Annotated in this window: 20 protein-coding genes; 2 read left to right on the top strand and 18 right to left on the bottom strand. The window is 33.4% G+C overall.

Translation table 11 applies throughout. The annotated features are described in order from the left end of the window. Positions 1 to 20: 20 nt before the first annotated feature. Positions 21 to 848: a DUF92 domain-containing protein gene (locus I586_RS06525; RefSeq protein WP_010765935.1), complete on the top strand. Its 828-nt coding sequence runs from the start codon at positions 21 to 23 to the stop codon at positions 846 to 848. A 201-nt stretch (positions 849 to 1,049) separates the two neighbouring features. Here I586_RS06525 and I586_RS06520 read toward each other — a convergent pair whose 3' ends face one another. The 18 genes from I586_RS06520 to I586_RS06435 all read right to left on the bottom strand — a co-directional run bounded on the left by I586_RS06520 (position 1,050) and on the right by I586_RS06435 (position 17,520). Further along, positions 1,050 to 1,754 carry an MgtC/SapB family protein gene (locus I586_RS06520; protein ID WP_010765936.1) on the bottom strand — a complete coding sequence of 235 codons (705 nt, stop codon included), beginning with the start codon at positions 1,752 to 1,754 and terminating at the stop codon, positions 1,050 to 1,052. 123 nt (positions 1,755 to 1,877) lie between these two features. Then, positions 1,878 to 2,579 (bottom strand): glucosamine-6-phosphate deaminase, encoded by a 702-nt coding sequence (nagB, locus tag I586_RS06515; protein WP_010765937.1) that lies wholly within the window; start codon positions 2,577 to 2,579, stop codon positions 1,878 to 1,880. Positions 2,580 to 2,708: 129 nt separating this feature from the next. Then, positions 2,709 to 3,803 carry an LCP family glycopolymer transferase gene (locus I586_RS06510; protein ID WP_010765938.1) on the bottom strand — a complete coding sequence of 365 codons (1,095 nt, stop codon included), beginning with the start codon at positions 3,801 to 3,803 and terminating at the stop codon, positions 2,709 to 2,711. A gap of 139 nt (positions 3,804 to 3,942) precedes the next feature. Then, positions 3,943 to 5,112: a nucleotide sugar dehydrogenase gene (locus tag I586_RS06505; RefSeq protein ID WP_010765939.1), complete on the bottom strand. Its 1,170-nt coding sequence runs from the start codon at positions 5,110 to 5,112 to the stop codon at positions 3,943 to 3,945. Between the two features lie 10 nt (positions 5,113 to 5,122). Then, complete coding sequence (locus tag I586_RS06500; protein ID WP_010765940.1) at positions 5,123 to 6,535, bottom strand: oligosaccharide flippase family protein; 1,413 nt, start codon at positions 6,533 to 6,535, stop codon at positions 5,123 to 5,125. A 20-nt stretch (positions 6,536 to 6,555) separates the two neighbouring features. Next, on the bottom strand, positions 6,556 to 7,110 hold the full coding sequence (locus I586_RS06495; protein WP_010765941.1) for a serine acetyltransferase: 555 nt from the start codon (positions 7,108 to 7,110) through the stop codon (positions 6,556 to 6,558). Further along, complete coding sequence (locus tag I586_RS06490) at positions 7,111 to 8,259, bottom strand: polysaccharide pyruvyl transferase family protein (protein WP_034701957.1); 1,149 nt, start codon at positions 8,257 to 8,259, stop codon at positions 7,111 to 7,113. It abuts the gene before it with no gap. A 2-nt stretch (positions 8,260 to 8,261) separates the two neighbouring features. Beyond that, positions 8,262 to 9,560 (bottom strand): O-antigen ligase family protein, encoded by a 1,299-nt coding sequence (locus tag I586_RS06485; protein WP_010765943.1) that lies wholly within the window; start codon positions 9,558 to 9,560, stop codon positions 8,262 to 8,264. Continuing rightward, positions 9,547 to 10,632 carry a glycosyltransferase family 4 protein gene (locus I586_RS06480; protein WP_010765944.1) on the bottom strand — a complete coding sequence of 362 codons (1,086 nt, stop codon included), beginning with the start codon at positions 10,630 to 10,632 and terminating at the stop codon, positions 9,547 to 9,549. Before I586_RS06480 ends, I586_RS06485 begins: the two co-directional genes overlap by 14 nt. Before the next feature lie 39 nt (positions 10,633 to 10,671). Continuing rightward, positions 10,672 to 11,154, bottom strand: coding sequence for a PssE/Cps14G family polysaccharide biosynthesis glycosyltransferase (gene pssE, locus I586_RS06475; RefSeq protein WP_010765945.1), 483 nt, complete (start codon positions 11,152 to 11,154; stop codon positions 10,672 to 10,674). 9 nt (positions 11,155 to 11,163) lie between these two features. Continuing rightward, positions 11,164 to 11,643 carry a PssD/Cps14F family polysaccharide biosynthesis glycosyltransferase gene (pssD, locus tag I586_RS06470; protein ID WP_010765946.1) on the bottom strand — a complete coding sequence of 160 codons (480 nt, stop codon included), beginning with the start codon at positions 11,641 to 11,643 and terminating at the stop codon, positions 11,164 to 11,166. Next, a complete protein-coding gene (locus tag I586_RS06465; RefSeq protein ID WP_010765947.1) occupies positions 11,644 to 12,342 on the bottom strand; it encodes a sugar transferase in 699 nt (232 codons plus the stop codon). It lies immediately after the preceding gene. Between the two features lie 117 nt (positions 12,343 to 12,459). Beyond that, on the bottom strand, positions 12,460 to 13,224 hold the full coding sequence (locus tag I586_RS06460; RefSeq protein WP_034702196.1) for a tyrosine-protein phosphatase: 765 nt from the start codon (positions 13,222 to 13,224) through the stop codon (positions 12,460 to 12,462). Positions 13,225 to 13,248: 24 nt separating this feature from the next. Then, complete coding sequence (locus I586_RS06455; RefSeq protein WP_010765949.1) at positions 13,249 to 13,950, bottom strand: CpsD/CapB family tyrosine-protein kinase; 702 nt, start codon at positions 13,948 to 13,950, stop codon at positions 13,249 to 13,251. Between the two features lie 11 nt (positions 13,951 to 13,961). Next, positions 13,962 to 14,795, bottom strand: a complete 834-nt coding sequence (locus I586_RS06450; RefSeq protein WP_010765950.1) for a YveK family protein — start codon at positions 14,793 to 14,795, stop codon at positions 13,962 to 13,964. A gap of 161 nt (positions 14,796 to 14,956) precedes the next feature. Continuing rightward, positions 14,957 to 15,748, bottom strand: a complete 792-nt coding sequence (locus I586_RS06445) for a hypothetical protein (protein ID WP_010765951.1) — start codon at positions 15,746 to 15,748, stop codon at positions 14,957 to 14,959. Between the two features lie 61 nt (positions 15,749 to 15,809). Further along, positions 15,810 to 16,781 (bottom strand): diaminopimelate epimerase, encoded by a 972-nt coding sequence (gene dapF, locus I586_RS06440; protein ID WP_010765952.1) that lies wholly within the window; start codon positions 16,779 to 16,781, stop codon positions 15,810 to 15,812. 130 nt (positions 16,782 to 16,911) lie between these two features. Then, the gene (locus tag I586_RS06435) at positions 16,912 to 17,520 is read right to left on the bottom strand and encodes a superoxide dismutase (RefSeq protein ID WP_010765953.1); all 609 of its coding nucleotides are present in this window, start codon (positions 17,518 to 17,520) and stop codon (positions 16,912 to 16,914) included. Between the two features lie 168 nt (positions 17,521 to 17,688). Here I586_RS06435 and I586_RS06430 point away from each other — a divergent pair, with 168 nt between their 5' ends. Continuing rightward, positions 17,689 to 18,501: a DUF1189 domain-containing protein gene (locus I586_RS06430; RefSeq protein WP_010765954.1), complete on the top strand. Its 813-nt coding sequence runs from the start codon at positions 17,689 to 17,691 to the stop codon at positions 18,499 to 18,501. Positions 18,502 to 18,567: the final 66 nt, after the last annotated feature.

Raw genomic sequence — 18,567 nt, 5'->3', positions numbered from 1 at the left:
ATTACTTTAAGAGGTGCAGCATGACCATTTTATTTTATAAATTATTTTTAGGCTTCATCGTAGGCAGTCTGATTGGTCTATTCTCTTACATCACACATTTACTCACAAAATCCGGTATGATTGCTATTGTTTTTGTCGCTACAATTGTTTGCGGATTTGGTTCGTGGTTCACTTGGGGATTATTGATTTTATTTTTTTGTAGCTCTGGCTGTATTCATCTAGCAAAAAAAAGAATAAACATGACTAACCTCGATACTGTCGCCGAAAAAGGACATACAAGAGATGCTTTGCAAGTACTTGCAAACAGTCTTCCCGCCATTATTTCTTTGGTTCTTTTCTATTATACAAAAAATCAATTGTTTTTGATTGGTTATGCGAGCGGTATCGCAGGTGCTACTGCAGATACTTGGAGCTCAGAAATCGGTATTTTGAGTAAAAGTGCTCCTCGTTCAATCATTTCATTTAAACCAATTCAACCAGGTCTTTCTGGTGGCGTTTCTCTACTTGGAACGATTGCTTCTTCATTGGGTAGTTTGCTGATTTCAGTTGTATTTTGGCTTCTTTATCGGCCAGATGACTTTTCAACATTTCCACAGATATTCATTCTGATCGTCCCTTTTATTTGCGGGATTTTTAATTCACTTGTGGATAGTTTATTAGGCGCAACACTTCAAGCAAAATACCGTTGTAGTATCTGTGGACAACTTACGGAAAACAAACAACATCATTTCCACACAACACAACAAATCGGCGGACTCTCCTGGCTAACGAATGACTGGGTAAATTTTTTCAGCGGTTGTCTCACTGTTTTATTCAGTTGGATCATTCTATTTTATGCACAACAATAACTACAAAAAACGAATCAACAAGATATGGATAATCTTTTGATACTGCTTGCCTAATTACCTTAGTGATCGTTCATTTAATTGTTTGCAGCTACTAACCACTGATAAAAACTTTTAAAACACTATACTAATAAAGGGATTGACCGATCTTTATTAGTATAGTGTTTTGCGAATTGGCACGTAATTCAAGTTTTTTTTCGAAGCTTAAATACTCACTAGACGTAATTTCGTTATATTTTTATAAATGGACAAATCTTCAATAACTTCTGCATAGGTCATCCCTTTGGGTAAATCGATCGTATAAATATTTGTGTAAATCTGTGTATCATCAACTAATACTACGTTAAAGTTTACATCTTCAATTTCTATTTTGTGCTCTTCAAAATACTGATTGATAAATTCCTTTGTCTCTTGCTTATGTGTATAGCGAATCTCTAATTTTTTGGTTGTAGGAACATGAATCACTTTTCTAACCACTGTCAATGCGATAAAGACACCAATGAAACTAGTTATTGCAATTGCATAATAACCCATACCAATCGCAATTCCTAAGCCTGCTATCGCCCAAAGTGATGCTGCAGTTGTTAAACCTGTCACTGACTGTTTCGTTACAATGATCGTTCCTGCACCTAAAAAACCAATTCCACTAACGACTTGAGCAATTAATCGCGCTTGATCTGAGCGAATAACACCTGTCAATTCAGGATGATTGATTGCATCTTGTAATGCATTTGCCGCAATTTCAACTTGAATCAAGGCAATAATCGTAGCCCCCATGCAAACTAGAATATGGGTACGCATGCCTGCTGGACGATTTTTATATTGTCGCTCAAATCCAATCACTCCACCTATCAACATTGCTAAGCACAATCGTAGAATAATCTCAGGAACCGTTAAATTTATATCCATCTTACTCATTCCTCCTAGCACTCTTCTATTCCATTATAGCACAAGAAAATGATATTTTTTTTCGCAAAAAAAGTGTTTGAGCTATAACACTTTACGTTATAGCTCAAACACTTTTAATTATGATTATAATTTACTAGCTGCTGCTTCATCAATAATAACAACAACATCTGAATGATTTTGTAAAGCACTTGCTGGTAAATCAACAGAAACAGGTCCATCGATCATTCCTTTGATAGCATCTGCTTTTGCTTCGCCGTAAGCCATTAAAATCATTTTCTTGCCTTTCATGATTGAACCGATTCCCATAGAAACAGCTCTTGTTGGTACATCTTCTACTTTTTCAAAATTGCGTTTATTTGCATTGATTGTAGATTCTGTCAATTCAACCACATGCGTCAAACTATCTAAAGGAGTTCCAGGTTCATTAAAGCCAATATGCCCATTTTGACCAATACCAAGTATTTGAATATCGATTGGATTACTGTCAATAATGCTTTCATAGTGCTTGCACTCAGCTGCTAGGTCTTCCGCTTTTCCGTTTGGTACGTAAGTGTCCTTAAACGGCTTTTTGATAAATAATTGATCGTTCATGAAGTAACGGTAACTTTGATCGTCATCCCCACCCAAACCAACATATTCATCTAAATTTACAGAAGTCATCTCTGTAAAATCTAAATCGCTTGAAGTCATTTCTTTATATAGAGTTTCTGGTGTGCTTCCTGTAGCAAGACCTAAAACTTTTGCGCCATTGTTCATTCCTTCTTTAATCAGTTCAAAGGCTTTTTTTCCGCCTTCTTCAGCATTTGCTACTTTGATGATTTCCATTGAAAATTGCTCCCTTACGTTCGTATTTGGTATAGTCCAATTATAACACCCTATAAAAGAGATTTCTAGTCTAAAGTAGTGATAAAATAAAAAAACTTCTATTCTTTTAAAAGAATAGAAGCTTTGATTTTAATACTCACCTGAATATTGTCCATCGTCTACCGCATTTTGATCTGCATAGGCGTTGGGATCAACAATTGTTGTATCTTGATTTGGATCATAATTGTTGGTTGTGTCTGATAGGCTATTGCCTCCGACATAATTATTGTAGTTACTATTATCTTGTGCCTGCATATCTTTGTTTTCAGATAAACCTAATTGAGAACGTAAATTTGTTTGTACTTCATATAATTTTGATGGGTCTATAATTTGGTAATATATTCCATTGATTTCTTGACCTTCACCTTCTAGTTGTAAAGAATCAATATCTTTAAAAGCTGGCATATATTTTTTCTGGATATCGACCATATTGTCCCACGTCAAATCAGTTTTTACGTTATCTTTCACGGCATCTAAAATTTTTCTATATTTCGAAACACCATCTAAACTGATGACTTTATTTACAATTTTTTCCACAACTTCTCTTTGGCGACGTTGACGTCCAATATCGCCTTCCGGATCTTCTTCACGCATACGCGCATAAGCTAATCCAGTCTCACTATCAAGTTTGATATGACCTTTAGGAACCGTAATACCATCCAATGTAAACTCGAACGGATTATCAACTTCAATACCACCTACAGCATCAATTAAATCCTTCATACCTTTCATGTTGATCGATACATAATTGTCGATTGGAATATCTAATAGATTTTCAACCGTATCAATTGCCATCTTTGCACCGCCAAAAGCATATGCGTGATTCAACTTATCTTGTGTTCCATATCCGACGATATCCGTTAAGATATCTCGATCTAAACTAATCATGGTAGATTTTTTTTCTTTTGGATTGATAGTAACCACCATTGTTGTATCTGAGCGACCTTGTTCTGTACGCCCTAAATCACCAGTATCAATTCCCATCAATAGGACTGAAAAAGGTTCTTGGGCATCAATATTTACAGCTGTTTCTCTTCTTTTAGAAGTTCGATCGATTGACTCATATACACCTTTTACTGTACCTGATGCATCAGAATACATTTTAATCCCATATGCACAAAGCCCCGCAACTGAAATAAGAACTAATCCCAACGTGGTTAATATTACTTTTTTCCATAGGTTCATAAGACACTTCCTCATTTTTGCAAGAATAATTCATGAAATCTATTTTCTCACAATTTAAACCATGTCGCAACTTTTTTGAGAAATTGGCATGATAACTTAATGTAAATGTAAAAATTTTAGCGTTTACGCTAAAAAAATATTAATCTCTTCTAAATAAATCGCGCGTATAAACTTTTTCTTCACAGTCGATCAATTCATTCTCAAATCGATTTGAAACAATAATATCTGACATTTCCTTAAATACTTCCAGATCTTTGATTACTTTTGAGTTGTAAAAACTACTCTCTTCTAATGTTGGTTCATAGACTACGACCTCTATCCCTTTTGCCTTTAGTCGTTTCATGATCCCTTGAATCGAAGAATATCTAAAATTATCAGAATTTGCTTTCATCGTTAGCCTAAAAATACCTACAACTTTAGGCTCTTTTGCTAAAATTTGTTCAGCTATAAAATCTTTTCTAGTCGTATTTGCTTCGACGATTGCACTAATAATATTATTGGGTACTTGGTCATAATTTGCTCGTAATTGCTTGGTATCTTTAGGTAAACAATAGCCTCCATAACCAAAAGAAGGATTGTTATAGTGCGTGCCAATTCTTGGATCTAGCCCCACACCTTCAATGATTTGTTTGGCGTCTAAGCCACGTACTTCAGCATATGTGTCTAATTCATTAAAATAAGCAACTCTTAATGCTAAATACGTGTTCGAAAATAATTTGATAGCTTCCGCTTCAGCCGAATGCGTCAACAGCACTGCACTGTCTTTTTCGACAGTATTTGCTAAGAACATATCTCCAATTTCCTGTGCTCGTTCAGAATTTTCACCTATAATAATTCTTGACGGATACAGGTTGTCATACAATGCTTTGCCTTCACGCAAAAATTCAGGAGAAAATATGATGTTATCCGTATTGTATTTTAGCTTTAAAGAATCTGTGTAACCTACTGGAACTGTTGATTTGATGATAAAGCAGGCATCTGGTCTAATGGTCAAAGCCTTTTCTATTACAGCTTCAACAGTCGAAGTATTAAAGTAATTCTTTTTTTCATCATAATCAGTCGGTGTGGCAATAATAAGGTAATCACCAAAGCGAACTGCTTCTTCCAAATCTTTCGTGAAATGAATGTTTAATTTTTTTGATAGTAAAAAATCATCAATTTCTCTATCCTCTATAGGCGAAATTCCTTGGTTTAATTGATCGATTTTTTCAGTAATAATGTCATAGGCTACTACTTGTTCATTTTGCGATAGCAATAATGCGTTTGCTAGTCCAACATAACCCAAACCAAATACAGATATTTTTTTCATCGTTGACTCCTTATTTTTTTCTGATTTCACTAATTAAAGGATTAACTCTAAATATGATAGTAATAATGAAATACGAAATTATCCCAATAGAAACTTGGATCAATGTTGTTTTTGCAGAAGTTGGAAGAGTTTCAGTTAATCTATTTATTAAACCAAGCATGATTATTCCAGCTACAATATATTTTCCAATCCAAATATAATTAAATTGAAAACCTGTTTCTTTTTTTAAGGGAATAATTCGCATAGCACAAATCAAAAGCTGTCCAAAAATATTTCCGAGAATCGCTCCATAGATACCAATAAAAGGAATTAAGAGAATATCCAAAACTGCAGATAGAATTGCACCATAGAGGATTGATAAATTATAGGACTTCATATCTCCTTTAGGTATTAAATACTGTGTAGCAATCCCATTATAAAGTGACTGTAATACAACTGATATAGAAAGCAACGGTACCGTATTCACCATTGAATAAAACTCTGATCCATAGAACCAACCAATCATTTTACCGTTAATGGCAATAATCCCAAACATAATTGCTATCGTAAAGTATAATTGCAGATGAATCGTTCGTTCCAATATTTTTGTCATTTTTGCTGGCTCATTGCTATCTACCAACTTGCTCATATGAGGAATCATTACCGTATTCAAAGCACCTACAATACTTCCAGACATAAAAACCAATGTCAAAGAATTAGAATAAATCCCTACAAAAGTCATTGTAGTAAGCATTCCTAGAATCGTTTTAGTAATACTGGAAAATATAGTTGCCCCCACTTTAGCTATAAAAAATTCAAGTGCTGGTCGAAAATGCCCCCATGATTCACGAATACTAACTGCGTACCAAGAAACTTTTTTAGGTAAAAAAAGCCACAATCCAAGTTGAGAAAAAAAAGTGCTTAATGACTGGATAAGAATATATAAAAACAAGTCCGACCTATTTTTTACAAATAACAGAATACAAACAAAACTCACTACTTTTATAAAAACATTTAAGAGGGATATTTTTTTAAAATCTTCTATTCCAGCAAAAAACCATGATATGTCAAATAAAGCACCTAATACTACAAAAGACTGCGCTAAATACAAGTCTTTATTCGGCAAAAACAAAATCATTATTAAATATACAATAAATGTTCCTAACGAGAAGAAAGCATTGAATATTTGTAATTCAAAAAATTTCTTTGACAAGAGTTCTTTACTTTTTTTTACTATTGCAATTTCTCTTACTCCGTAATTTGCTAACCCTAATCCAGCTACCAATGTAAAATAACTAACGATAGAACTAACATAGTTCCATAATCCCAGCCCATCTGCTCCTAGCGCATGAGAAATAATTGGGATTGTGACTATGGGTAAAACAATTAGAGTCACTTGATACATAGCTTGGTATAAAAAATTCGTAGCGATTTTCTTATTCATGTACTCTCCTCAAGTATCTATTAAACTTTGTTTTGTATATAACCATCTGTAGCTTTAAGTGATTTTTTTATTATGCAAGGATTGCCAAATACAATAGAGTTATCAGGAATATCAACATTCACAAAGCTATTCGGCGCTATCAACACATTTTTTCCTACAGTTATTTTTCCGACTACTGCCACATTTTGTCCCATCCATACATTATCCCCAATAGTAGGGGCACCTTTAGTCGTTCCTCTCGGTGAATGTCCTACAACAAGACCTGGTGAGATAGTCACATTATTACCAATTGTTGCCTTCGGATGAATAGCTACTTGTCCCTCATGATACATCACAATTCCTCGACCAATTGTTGTTTCTAAGGGAATGTCCATCTGTATTTTTCTGCCGAGTAACTTTGCTTGGATTTTATATACTCTTTTTAAATAGTTATTCGATACCATTTGGTATTTTCTTAATAGGATAAAGTACTTTATTTGCCTTGGCATCGTTAAATATTTAAACAATCCAATCTTATATTGTCCAAAATATCTAAAAACATCGCAATATACTATCTCTTTTTTTCTTGATTCCATTTACTTTTCCTCGATTATGAGCTGCTCAGCAATTTCAAAGAAATCCTCTTGTTCAGCTATAATTTCTTTTATTTTTTTTGATAATGTTTCTTTTCTAGATTCATCGATCTCAAAAAATACTTTTAGCTTTTCTGTTATGTTATTTTCACTATTGTAATCTATTGAATAGTCTACAATGTCTAAATACTCGTAGGTTGCTTTTCCTTTTTCTTCATAAGAAATATTAAATGCTGGTACAGAATTCAATAAAGAAAGAATACACATATGTAGCCTTGTTCCAATAACAAAATCGAAGTCTCGTATAGCAAACTGCAACTCATTTAGATCATGGTAAGCATTATCTATCGAGATTGATTTACACTCTTTTAAATTAAGTGTTTCTATAATATTTTCTGCAACTTTTGAATCATCTACATAATCGTCCAACCCTTGACATGTCGATAGGAAAACTACCTCAAAGTCTTTTTCCAAACAAATAGTAATGATAGTTCCAATTAAATCATAGTATCTAGCCTTAGAACGGCCTTCTTTATCCCATGACCTTACTGAAATTGCTACTTTACGCTTCTTTTTATCGCTCTTATCTTGTAGATCTTTTTTACCTAATAAAAATGCAGCATCTTTCGTTAAAAAAACATTTTTTAAATCACCATATTCTAAAACTCTGTGATATGAAATCTCATCTCTAACAAAAATGAAGTCTAAGTTTTTAGCATACTTAATAAATATTTTTTGATCTGATCGACTGAGATTTCCGATTGATTGAGAATAAATCCCTACCTTTTTCTTCAATATTTTTTTACACAAATAAAGGATATACATTCTAAATTCAATACCATAGTAACTATGTATATATCCTCCAGGTGCTGAAATAATAGCATCCGCTTGTCTATATTCCTTTTTTAAAATAATTGGGAAAAAAAATATAATCTTATTTAGAAAGGGGAGTCCTTTCCAAATTAATCTATAGATTCGTCTATCTAAAAGACTTCTACTCCAACTATTTTCAGGATATTTTTCTTTTACCTTTGCAAAATTATTTGTATTGTATACAACCTGATTTTTATTTTCAAATTTCTTTCCGATACTAAAGATTAGAGCAGCATCTCCATTATTTAATGGTACGCAATTATCGATCAATATTTTCATTATCAATCACTTTCTTTTAATTTATTTGAGGTTGCTATTCCAATAATTATTCCTAAGACAATATTTTGAGGACTACTGTTAAATATGGCTTCACCAAAAGACTCTAAAATTGCTTGTCCAAAAATGAATAAGGCTAGTACAGCCATAAAATATGAATAATTTTTTTCAAACTTGTTTTGATTGAACTTTTGTATCAACTTCTTGGTGATGAGCAATAATATCCCTATATAAATTACAGTGCCCATAATACCAGTTTCACCTACTATTGCAGGCCAGTATGTGTCTGTCGCAAATTTGGGATCGCTTGGTGTCAAACCATAAATCGAACTCATCCCATATTTATAGTAATACTCACTATAGTTCACTCTTGCAAACCAACTTCCATATTTTGAAAAACCTACACCTAATGGAAAATAGTCTCTTGCAATTTGAATGCTAGTTGATAACAAAGCTGATCGAGCACTCGTTTCTACACTAACACCATATGAACCAAAATTAAAAATATACTTTTGCAAATTTTCTATAATCATATTTTGGAATACCACTAAAAATATGACAATTGGAAAAGCACCGATCACAATATTTCGCATTCGACTTTTTCTTGAAGATATAAATAGAATGTAGAAGGATATTAAGGCAATCATACTAAGAATCACTTTTACTCTTAACGATAACAACGCAATGAAAAAGTGAAATACAACAAATAATAGCGTCGACTTCTTAGCTTTTTGAGAATACTTAGATAGGTAAATACTTCCCACTAATAGGCTAAACCATCCAGCTATTCCAGGATGAACAAATAAGCCCATTGCTCCTCCAAAACCCAATATACGTGCATTGTCTATATAAACAAAAGGAAACAGTCGATGATAAAAATCAGGCATTACAAAATTAGCAATAACAAAAAGAGAATTTATAAATGCTAGTGCTAAAAGAACCGATAGAGCATAATCCACTGTCGATTTTTTTACCGTTATATTCATAAAAGAAATAACTAAAATAAGAAATTTCACTGATAGAAAAGTACCGTTCAATAAATTGGACATACTTCCAATACTATTAAACTTAAACGAAAGTAATCCTATAGTTATAAAAATAAGCGTCAATAATAATAAATAAACACTTGTCTTGTTTACAGATTTTTTCATGAAAATTGATACTAACGAATAGATAAAGAAAAATGTAATGATAAACTCATCCAAATATGATATTAATGGATTATCCCAATAAAATTGAATTGTCTTTTGAAACAGAATCGTTACTATCATTACAAAAATAATGAATCGTTTAAACGTTCGCATTAGAAACCTCCTGGTAAACAAGAGCTAATTGAGTAAATAACTTTTGTTCATCAAAATTTCTAACTATGGTATCTTTAGCGTTATCAGAATAAAGCTGCCATTTTTTTTGATCATTAAGTAGTTTTTCAATCGCTAAGGCCAATTCTTCAGCATTACCAGGTGTAATAAGCACACCATTTTTACCATCTGAAATCACAGATGCAATACTTCCTACATTTGTCGAAATCATTGGTAAGCCATAACTCATGCATTCTAATAAACTCATCGGTAGCCCTTCATTATAGGATGGCAGTACACCTATAGTCGAATCCAGTATTTCTTTTTTCAGTTCTTTTTTGTCCCCTATCCATCCTAAAAAGCTTACGTATTTTTCCAAACCTAACTCTTCAACTTTTTCTTTTAAGCTTATTGCTTCTTCTCCAGTACCTGCAATTTTTAACGTTATACAATTTGTTTTTAGATAATTACTTTTTTTCAAAAGGACCATAGCATCAATCAAATCATATATTCCCTTTCTTTTTAGTAATACCCCCGAAAAGAAAATCTTTTTTGATTCATTTTCCCATGATACAGTTTCTTCTGGAATTGAAACGGCATTGTGTATTACAGATATATTAATATCAGAATCAATACCTCTGAAAAAATTAGCCCACTCTTCACCTAAAACAATTACTTTTTTTTGTTTCAAAAGAAATTCCTTAACCTCTTCCTTTTTTCGATTTGTTAGACCATCATACCAAACCTTAAACTCAGAACCATGGATATGTAAAATAGTAGGTATCCTCTGTTTCCAAAAAATATTACATAAAATCCTTTTTCTGACGTAACTTCCTTTATACGACATATGTATATGTACCAGATCAATCTTTTGAGAGGAAATCATTTTTTTGATTCTAAAAATTGCATCACAAAAATGCAAGCTTTTCGAAAACAAGTTTTTATCTACATAGGTTGAAATAAACTGATAGTTTAGCTCATCAGAATTCTTTAGCCAACCATCAATTTGTTCTATCACTGTACTAATCCCACCTTTTGCAGAAAAATGAGAGCCTATCATTAAAACATTAATCATTCCCAACATAACTCCTTCTATAGACCTTAGCTAACATTTCTATTTGGTATCATTGATTATACTTATCAGCGCCTCAACAAATTTTTTATTATTTGAAATAAACTTTTTGAATTGAAAACTATTCGCTTCCGTTATTGCCTGTTCAAGTTCACTCATGTCGTTTACACCAAGAATATATTTTGACGTAGAAAAACTAGCAACTATCTGTTCCTGATGGTCGTCAACATGCTCTCCAAACTCCTTTTTCCTAGGAACAGCAATAACTTTTTTTTCCTTTTTTAAAGCCGTTATAATTGCACCTGTTCCACCATGTGTTATTACTAGTTCAGCTTTGTCCATTTTATTTTGGAAGGTTTCTCTGTCTACAAATCTTTCACTGTCAAAGAATTGAGGTTCATATTCACTAAAGCCAACTTGTGCAAAAATTTCTTGTGTAATAATTTGTTGACTTTTCAATTGATCTAATTCTTTTAGCAATCTATCAAATTGGAATTTTTGAGAGCCTAATGTTACAAATATCATTTTTACCTCCTAATATACAGGTCCATTAAAAATAGCATCTGGATAAAATTGTTTCATTTCTTCCCACTGAACGAAAAACACATCGGAAAATTTATAAATGAATTTTCCTGTAAGTGTTTGCGAATTGATTTTGGCAAAAGATTCAATAAAAATCAGTTTTTTCTTGAATGCTTTTCCTAAAATAAAAGTGGGAATAACTGCCAATGCCCCTGTGGAAATGATTATATCTGGTTTTTCCTTCATAAATATTTTCACGGACTGGAAAAAAATTCTAACGATATTTATAACAAACAATTTTTCACGTCGATTTATTTGTTTTATGTAATACGTATTTTGATCATTACCATTGTAATCAGTTTTTTCGGTAACGTAGTACACATCAAAGGTTTCTTCTAGTGCTTTTAACATTAATAATTGCTCATAATGTCCTCCAGAAGAGGCAATCAAACATATTTTTTTGTTTGCTGGATTTTTTTTCTTATGTTCCATTTAATATGCCCCTTTAGAAAAAAGCATAACTTTGACTGTTTGAAAAATAATTTTAAAATCATTGTAAAGAGACTGATTATGAATATACTCTAGATCGAAGTCAACCATATCATCAAAGTGGACGTCATTTCTGCCTCTGACTTGCCACAGACCTGTACAGCCTGGCTTAACGCTTAATCGTTTTAAATCACGTTTGCTATATTCAGCGACCTCTCTTTGTAGAGGTGGACGGGGTCCTACTAATGACATGTCTCCTTTTAAAACATTCAAAAGTTGAGGAAGTTCATCAATGCTCGTTTTTCGAATTTTTTTCCCAATTTTTGTCACTCTAGGATCATTTTTTATCTTAAACATAGCCCCTTCAATCTCGTTTAATTCAAGTAAATCATGGAACTGTTCTTCTGCATCGGTACACATAGAGCGAAATTTGTACATGGTAAATAAACGGCCTTGTTTTCCAACTCTTTTTTGTGAAAAGATTACAGGGCCGTTAGGATCTTCTTTATATATCAACCAAGCAACAATTAAAAATACTGGACTTAATAAGATTAAGCCAAGCAAACTACCAAAAATATCTACGATTCGTTTAAAAAATCTAAAAAACAATGATTGTTTTTCAAACTCAGTGTTAATTGTTAATTCAGAAAGCTCTTCTTTCTGCTGTGCCCGTCTACCAACTTCTACAAGCTTTTCCTCCAATTTCCCCACTCCTTTACGCTGATAATGCGCATGAATAACACGACAATGTTATTTACCTCCAACAAAAATCATCTAAAAATATGTACTTATAACGAAATACTTAAATTATTTTTGCTTTTAAAATAAACCAAACTTTTTCTTTTTCACTTCTTTAAAAATAGGTTTTTGCACATCATCCCCGTTGAGAATATCTCTAGACATTTGTTGCATCGCTTCAACATACTCTCCACCCATGTCCTTAGCAATAGCATCATAAGCCTTTTTCATAAAAAAACCACGTTTATTAATATTATGAGCATCTGATGCCATCATATAAACTAAATTGTGAGAGACCATCAGTTTCGCAGTTCTCTCTATTTCTTTACCAAAGACTCCGATATAACTTGGAGCCGTTAATTGAGTTAAAACGCCCATCTCTAAAAATGGTATTAATCTATTGGGATCTTGGATAAACTTGCTATTTCTCTCTGGATGAACAATTATTGGGATATGACCTGCTTTTAATAGTTCAAAAAACAGATGTTCTGTATATGCTGGAATATCATTTGTAGGAAACTCAATCAAGATATATCTATTATCTAGATCCGCAAATAGAATATTATCTGATTGAATTTGCTCCAATAATTCGCCAGTAATCCGTACTTCTTGTCCTTCAAATAAAGTAAGAGGAATACTTCGCTGATCTAACTCTTTTTGTAAAGCTGCCACATGAGTAATTACTTGCTCGGCAGGATTATCATATTTGCCATTATTATGATGAGGTGTACAAAGAATATGCGTGATCCCTTGCTTAACCGCCATTCTGGCCATATCGAGTGAATCATCGATTGTTTTTGCTCCATCATCGATACCAGGCAATATATGGCAATGTAAATCAATCATTGGCATTTTCCTTCCTTGCTACTATTATGATCCGTAATAGTAGCCTTGATCTGCTACATTTTTGGAACCGTTATAAACGACCCCTAAAATATTCGCATCCACTAATTCTAATAGATTTTTGGCTTTTAATAAGGAATCCCTTTTAGAAACATTTTCACGAACAACCAAGATAGTCCCATCTGATTTAGAGGACACAATTTGAGCATCCGTCACAGCCACAACTGGCGGCATATCAAAGATAACCAAATCATATTGTTCTTTTAATTCCACCATTAATTCTTTCATTCTTCTAGAATCTAACAATTCCGAAGGGTTAGGTGGTTTAGGACCACTTGTCATTAAAAATAAATTGTCCACACCAGATGATTGTACAACTTGATGAAGCATTGTTTCACGGCTTCCCAACAAAGTACTTAATCCACGGATGTTATCCAACGAAAATGTTTTTGCTACTGTTGGCTTACGCATATCAGCATCTACAAGTAGGACACGCTTTCCTGAATTGGCAAATACGATGGCTAGATTCGCAGACGTAGTAGACTTACCTTCACTAGGTCCTGACGATGTAATCACTAGCGTTTTTAAATCTCTATCTACCATAGCATATTGGATATTTGTACGAATCGTTCGATATTGCTCTGAAATTGGTGAAGATTTATCGGCTAAAGTAATCAAACTTACAGCTTTTGTTTTTTGTTTTTTTTGTGGCCGCATTTTATTTGTCATTCCATACTCCTTTAAACTCGCGGACGGCTTCTACGTGCTGGTGCAGAAGTATCGGGGCTATTGTTTTCTTTTGGTGCTGATCTAGGTATCTCTCTTTTTGAATTGCGTGGATCAACTGGATGCAAAATGGGATTCGCAGACGTGCGTATAACCTTTGCATTTAATTCTTTTGCTGTCATATTAGGTACAACACCTAATATTGAAAAACCTAGTTCGTCTTCTACAAAACTATCATCTTTGATTGTTTTATCGAATAATTCTAAAATAAAGGATAGCGCTATTCCAAATAGAACACCTAGAGCCAATCCAATCATTAAGTTCATTTTATCATTTGGTGAAACAGGACTCATATTCGCAGTTGCAGAGGATATGATTGTGATTTTATCTACATTCAGCATATCTTTCGCTTGTTCTTGGAAAACTAAGGCTGTTTGATTCGCAATGTTTTGGGCCACAATTGGATCCGTCACTTTTGACACAATCGAAAACATCTGTGAGTTTTGCGATTGATTTACCGAAACACTTTCTTTCAACACTTCGATTGATAAGTCATTTTCATATTCAGCTTTCATTCTTTGTTGTACTTCAGTCATTACAGTATCACTTTTGATTAGATCCTTATACGTATTGATCATCTGTAAGTTTCCGTTGATATCATTAACATTTGTTGTATCATTTTGCGGTAAGCGAACGATTAATTGTACTTGGGAACTGTATTTAGGGGTAATAACAAAGTACGTTAAGATTCCGGCAACTCCCAGCCCTAAAAACATACTAATAATGATCAACCCAACTCGTTTCTTTAATACTCCGATTAATTCCTGTAAACTGATTGTCTCTTCCATTTTTTCCTCCAATTAACTACATACAAATAATTATAAATTCTAGATGAAGTAAGTACAAGGTTATTTGCAAAAAATGCGTTCTCAATTATTTCAATAAATCTTAAAATAATTGATAGTTTACATTTTGGCATCTTTAAAAACCCTTTTCCCTCTAATCTGATCTATTCACTTATTGTATCGTTATTCGCTTCTGTTTCCAAAAGCTTATCAATTATATCCAATTTACTGGACAACTCTTTTTTCAATATTTCACTTTTAACTTGATCTACTTGATTGAAAACAAGAATAAAATTATCAAGAGTAGCCGTTTCAGTTAAAACATCATCCTTGAGCATTTCAGCAATTGATTGTTTGATTTCATGATATTGTTTTACTTGAGCAGCCATTTCATCTAGGTAAGCAGTAATTGAATTGCTCCATTGACTTTCAGTTTTGTTCATTTTATTGCGTATCTGCAAAATTCCTTCTGCTGTAGCTTTTTCATTCACACTAACTGAAGAACTTCCCGTTTCCCAGTCAGTAGGTGCTTGTTCAAGTAGCGCCGCCACTTCTTCTTGGGTATTTTTTTTATTTTTTATTGTCTCTATTTCACCTAATAAATTGTTCTTTCCTTGCGATATTTCAGCTGTATCTGTCTTGAAATCAGTCTTCTTCAGTCCAAAATCTGCTGCTTCTGTTTTCAATGCAGTTGCATCTCTTTCAATGTCTTTCAACTTCTCATCATCAAACGGTTCAATCAAAAACTCGTCTTGATTCTTTTGATATAGTTGACCAATTGCCTTGTTTAATTGATTAATCTTTACGGCTTCGTTTTCCACCGTTGATTTTGCATATTCTACTTTTCGTTTTTGTTCTTGCTTAGTATTTGATTGCATTCCCAAGAAACAAATACTAATTGAACTAAGAATAACCAGTACACAAATAAGTTTACCAACCCAACCACTTTTTCCCACTACTACACTCCTTTAAACGATTACTATCCTTTACTACCCATCATTTTCCTTTTTTATCTATCTATTTTATTGACTCTAAGAATGTTAGATAATCTCCTTGTTCAGCTGTTTCATCTATCATCCCTTGTTCAAAGTTACCTTCTATAAAATCAGTCAACGTACCCGCAATCAAATGGGTAATCGTTGCATTTCCAATCAATTCCATCCAATAACCATCAGAATCATCTTCGTGGACCACAGTTTTTACCATACCACCAGTATTTCTAACGGTGATTGTTTCGCTAAATTCACCATTATTCAGCAAGACATACATTAAACTACTTGCACACATCGCAGTTCCACATGCACTGGTAAAGCCTACGCCACGTTCAAAGGTTCGTACAAATAATTCGTTTTTCCCTATTATTTCGACAAAACTGACATTGACCCCATCCGGAAAAATAGGATTGTCCCCATTTACATAGGTTGCTATTCGTTCAAATTCATCTCCCATCAGGGTTTGATGATCTACAAATGTAATCAAATGAGGGTTTGGAACAGCTACCGCTGAAAATTTCAATTTACTAGACAATTCTGGAATCACTTCATCGATTATCGTATTATTTTTAGTTTGCATCGGAATCGTCTCTGCTTCAAAACGAACAGGTGAAATCTCAACTTGATACGTTGCTATATTATCAGCCAGCTCTGATGCTTTTCGGACTTTCAAATCAGCAAACATTGTTTCGACTGTAAAATATTCTTGCTCATATTTTTCAGACAAATATCTAGCAACTGTCCGCAACCCATTTCCGCACATGCTTGCTTCACTTCCATCACTGTTGATCACACGCATTTTGGCTAACGATTCTCCCACGGCAGGTTCCACAAGTAATAACCCATCGGCTCCACCTAGTAATCCTTTGTCTCTATTACATAAAGAAAGGCGTAAATCATCTATTTCTTTATCTGTAAAGGGGCGTCCCAATTGTGTTTCATCTATTAAAAAGAAATCATTTTCTGAACCATGAACTTTTTGCATAGTCAATTTCATCCTAAAAACTCCTTTACTCTTCACTTTCAGTATTTTGTATTTCTAACTATAAGTATGCCACAAAAAAAAAGAGGAAAACAGTGTATTTACTGTTTTCCTTAAAAATATTATAGATATTCTATTTTTATAGTTATTTCGCAGCTGCGAAACGTTTGTTAACTTCATCCCAGTTTACAAGGTTCCAAAATGCGTCGATATAATCAGGACGTACATTCTTGTAGTTTAGGTAATAAGCATGTTCCCAAACATCTAAACCTAAAACAGGTGTTTTACCATCCATTAAAGGAGAATCTTGGTTAGGAGTTGACGTAACTTCTAATTGGCCATTATTTAAAACTAACCATGCCCAACCTGAACCAAAACGTCCAGTTGCAGCTGTTTTAAATTCTTCTTTTAATTTATCGAAACTACCAAATGTAGCATCAATTGCTTCTTTAATTTCGCCAGTAGGTGCACCGCCAGCATTAGGAGCCATGATTTCCCAGAAGAATGAGTGATTGGCATGTCCGCCACCGTTATTACGTACAGCTGTACGAATGTCTTCTGGAATACTGTCCATATCAGCGATTAACTCTTCAACTGATTTAGTCCCAAGTTCTGGATGTTTGTCGATTGCTGCATTTAAGTTCGTCACGTAAGTGTTATGGTGTTTGTCGTGGTGTAAATGCATTGTTTCCACATCGATATGTGGTTCTAATGCATCGTAAGCGTATGGTAAATCTGGTAAAGTGTAAGTCATAAAAAATCCCTCCATTATTTAAGTATAAAGTTTCATACATTTATAGCATAACAGATTTTATAGTAAGCTTCAAAGTAATTGCTTACAAAAATATAGCAAAACTTGTTTTTCCCCGTAAACTCCTTTAGAATGACGGGTGTACTCAATTTTTAAGTCAGGAGAGAATTTATGAACTCATTTACGCTTTTTAAACAGTCATTATTTAAATTTACTGATCTCCATCAGGCGAAAAAAATGCCTTTTTGGAAAGTCATTTTATACGTTGTTTTTCTAAGTGCTATACTTGCTTTACCGATCACAAAACAAGTATTTTCGATTATGCAGGATATCAAAAACGATGGCCAAAAAATTGCTTCAAAACTTCCTGAATTTAAAATCGACGATGGAAAACTTCAAGCCGTAAAAGATGCAGAAGGCTTTATTTATCAAACAAATTCGATCATTTTCACTTTTGATCCAGATGGAAAACGATCTTTAAGTGATGTCACAGCTGATTCGGTTGGTAATGCCGTAGGATTAGGTTTTTTACAAGATGAATTTGTTGTGGCTTTACCTAACTCTGGTGCAGCTGATTCACTATTGGGAGCAAACCAATTTGAAATCCCTTATTCTAAAGGTACGTTAGATGGCTTAAATAGTAATGATTTGAAAAATGCTTTAGATGAAGCAAGTGTTCCTTTTTGGATCAAATTAGTCATTTTTATTTTCATTCTATATCCAACTTTCATCAATTTGATCATTAACTTATTGCTGATCACGATTGGGGCAAATCTTTATAGTAAGATTCGCTTGTATAAATTGCGCTTTTTGGATTGTTTAAAAATTTCCACCTACTGCGCTACACTTCCAGTGATTTTCAGTAGTATGCTCCACTTTTGGAACCCTTCATTTGATGATAGCTTTTTGATTGTTTTCTCTTCTCTGCTGATATTCTTCTTCGCACTGAGGAAAGAAAAAAGGCAAGAACCACCTTTAGCATAATATAGAAAGAGTCAGTTTCATGATTATGTATTAAGATAAACGATGCATTGTACGTAATTTAAAAAT

Origin of the sequence: Enterococcus moraviensis ATCC BAA-383, assembly GCF_000407445.1 — a bacterium.
Lineage (GTDB): Bacteria > Bacillota > Bacilli > Lactobacillales > Enterococcaceae > Enterococcus_L > Enterococcus_L moraviensis.
The sequence above is the reverse complement of the archived record's forward strand: the minus strand, read 5'-3'. Positions and strand labels throughout refer to the sequence as shown.